The organism is Actinoplanes sp. NPDC051633 (assembly GCF_040681735.1).
Lineage (GTDB): Bacteria > Actinomycetota > Actinomycetes > Mycobacteriales > Micromonosporaceae > Actinoplanes.
Genome location: NZ_JBFAZH010001089.1, coordinates 1 through 2601, shown reverse-complemented (window position 1 = coordinate 2601; position 2601 = coordinate 1). Strand labels below are relative to the sequence as shown.

General features: G+C 70.4%; 4 protein-coding genes. All 4 read right to left on the bottom strand.

All coding sequences use genetic code 11. The features are described from left to right. A partial coding sequence (locus AB0M20_RS37310; RefSeq protein ID WP_364305491.1) for an ABC transporter permease subunit occupies window positions 1–729 on the bottom strand: 729 nt, incomplete at its 3' end. Next, window positions 726–1616, bottom strand: a complete 891-nt coding sequence (locus tag AB0M20_RS37305) for an ABC transporter ATP-binding protein (RefSeq protein WP_364305489.1) — start codon at window positions 1614–1616, stop codon at window positions 726–728. The genes AB0M20_RS37305 and AB0M20_RS37310, both read right to left, overlap by 4 nt. Continuing rightward, entirely contained in the window at window positions 1613–1999 is a 387-nt protein-coding gene (locus AB0M20_RS37300) for a GntR family transcriptional regulator (RefSeq protein ID WP_364305488.1), read from the bottom strand. Before AB0M20_RS37300 ends, AB0M20_RS37305 begins: the two co-directional genes overlap by 4 nt. Before the next feature lie 58 nt (window positions 2000–2057). Continuing rightward, window positions 2058–2601, bottom strand: a 544-nt coding sequence (locus AB0M20_RS37295; RefSeq protein WP_364305486.1) for an ATP-binding cassette domain-containing protein, incomplete at its 5' end; no start/stop codon positions are given.

Here is a 2601-nt window from a genome sequence, read left to right as displayed (position 1 = left end):
CACCACGGACATGAAGCCGTCGTCCATGCTCATCTGCATCTCGCGGAACCCGCCCTCGGCGGTGACGGCACCGGTGAAGGTCTCCGGCGGAATCAGGTGCGGCCGGACCATCGTCGGCATCACCACCTGGACGGCCGCTACGAGCACCAGCGTCAGCGCCATCGCGGGCACGGTCCGGCGCAGCACCGTCCCGATGAACACTCCGAGCACGAAGGCCAGGGCCGCGTAGGCGAGCGGCACCACGCCGCGCGCGCCGAACACCTCGGCGACCAGTCGGTTGTCGTAAGCACGGTCGAACGGCGCCGACCACCAGGTGACGGCCAGCGACAGCAACCCGGCGGCCGCCATCGCGGCGGCCGCGCCGCCCGCCAGCTTCACGGCGAGCCAGCGGGACCGGGTGGTGCTCTGGCTCCACACCAGACGGAAGGTGCCGGACTCCAGCTCCCGGGCCACCATCGGCGCGCCCCAGAAGATCCCGATGACCGCCGGAATCAGGTACACGGCGGCAAAGCCCGTCCAGTAGAGCGGGCCTGCGGCGCCGGCCCGGGCCCGGATGAGGAAGCTGGACGCCTGATCGACGCAGGACGTGCCGCAGTCGTCCAACCCCGTCGCCCGGTAGATGTCGATCAAGCCCGGCCGGGTCACGACCAATGCGAGGGCCGCGACCGCCACCGCCCCCGCCACGATGGCCATCGACGTGCGCGACTGCCGCCATGCCAGCCAGGTCATCGCTGTCCCTCCAACACTCGCTCCGGCACGAACCCGCTGGCCTCGGTCATGTAGGCCAGCACCAGATCCTCGAGGCCCAGCGGCTCGACGGTCCACCATGGATCGTCGATCGGCGCGGTGCTCCGCACGATCATCGTGGACTGCTTACCGACGTGACTCTGATAGATCACCTCGTGGCCGGCCGGCAGGCTCGCCGCATCCCGTCGCGCACCGGTCAGCCGGTGGTGCTGAGCGATCAGCTCGTCGACGTCGCCGGTCAGCCGGATCCGCGAGTCCACCAGCACGACCAGGTGGTCGCAGGTGCGTTCCAGGTCGGCGATCAGATGCGAGGAGAGTACGAGCGAGGTGCCGTGCTCGGCGGTGTGCTCCATCAACCCCTGCAGGAACTCCCGCCGGGCCAGCGGGTCGAGGCTGGCCACCGGTTCGTCGAGGAGCAGCAGCTCGGGGCGCTTGGCGACGGCGAGCGTCAGGGCGAGCTGCGCGCGCTGGCCGCCGGAGAGCTTGCCCGCCTTCTGTTTCGGGTCGAGCCCGAGCCGGGCGATCCGCTCGGTGGCGATGCCCGCGTCCCAGCTCGGGTTGAGCGCCGAGCCGAGCCGCAGATGCTCGGCGATCGACATCTGCGCGTACGTCGGGGTGTCCTGGGCGACGAAGCCCACCTTGGCGGCCTGCGCCGGACCGCTGCCCGGGGCGCCGCCGAGCACGTCGATCGTGCCCGCGGTGGGTCGCAGCAGCCCGCAGGCCAGTTGCAGCAGGGTCGACTTGCCGGCGCCGTTCGGCCCGACGAGCCCCACGATGCGGCCGGTCGGCACGGTCAGCGTGCAGTCGTTGAGCGCGCTCTTGCGGCCGTACCGCTTGGTCAGGCCGCGCGTGACGATCGCCGCGGTCATGATCTGACCGCCGTCGCCCGGAACGCGCTCAGGAACAGCGCTTCGATGCTCTCGTCGTCGAGGCCGGCGTCGCGGGCGCGGCCGAGCCAGCCCTCCAGCTCCGCCCGCAACGGGGCGTGCGCGACCAGCGTCTCGTCGCTGAGCGTCTTGGCGACGAAGGTACCGACCCCGGTACGAAGCTTGACCAGTCCTTCGTACTCCAGCTCGCGATAGGCCTTCAGCACCGTGTTCGGATTGATCGCGATCTTGCCGACCACTTCTTTGACGGTCGGCAGCTGATCGCCCTCGGTGAGCAGGCCCAGCCGCATGGCATGCCGGACCTGGTGGATGAGCTGCATATACGGCGCGACGCCGGATCGCGCGTCCAGGTGAAACTCGATCACATCTGCCTCCCGTGAACCGTTGTGCTAAAACACTAGCACCCTAGTTCAATGCGGAAGGCTACTGATTCGATGCCTCGAAGATGGCCGAGCGTGACACGGTGCCGACCGCATTGCCGTCCTCCTGTGCGAGCACGTGCAGCGAGTCGGCGGTGAGCATCGCAGCCAGGGCGTCGTACAGCGTGCCGCCCGCGTCCACCGTGGGAAGCCGATCGACGTCCTCGGCCTGGCCCAGCGGGCGCAGCGACTCGCGCAGCGGGGTCACGGTCAGCCGGCGGATGCCCCGGTCGGCGCCCACGAAGTTGCGGACCGTGTCGGAGGCCGGCTTGCCCAGCAGGTCGGGCGGCGACGCGTACTGCAGCAACTCCCCGCTCTCACCCAGCACCGCGATCCGGTCGCCCAGCCGCACCGCCTCGTCGATGTCGTGGGTGACCAGCACGATCGTCTTGCGCACCGCGGCCTGCAGACGCAGGAACTCCTCCTGGAGCCGGCCCCGGACGATCGGGTCGACCGCCGAGAACGGCTCGTCCATCAGCAGCACCAGCGGATCCGCGGCCAGCGCCCGGGCCACCCCGACACGCTGCCGCTGGCCGCCGGAGAGCTCA

What these genes read in the sequence shown, in the direction of transcription:
- AB0M20_RS37305 (WP_364305489.1), bottom strand. Translation starts at nt 1,616, where the DNA reads ATGACCGCGGCGATCGTCACGCGCGGCCTGACCAAGCGGTACGGCCGC.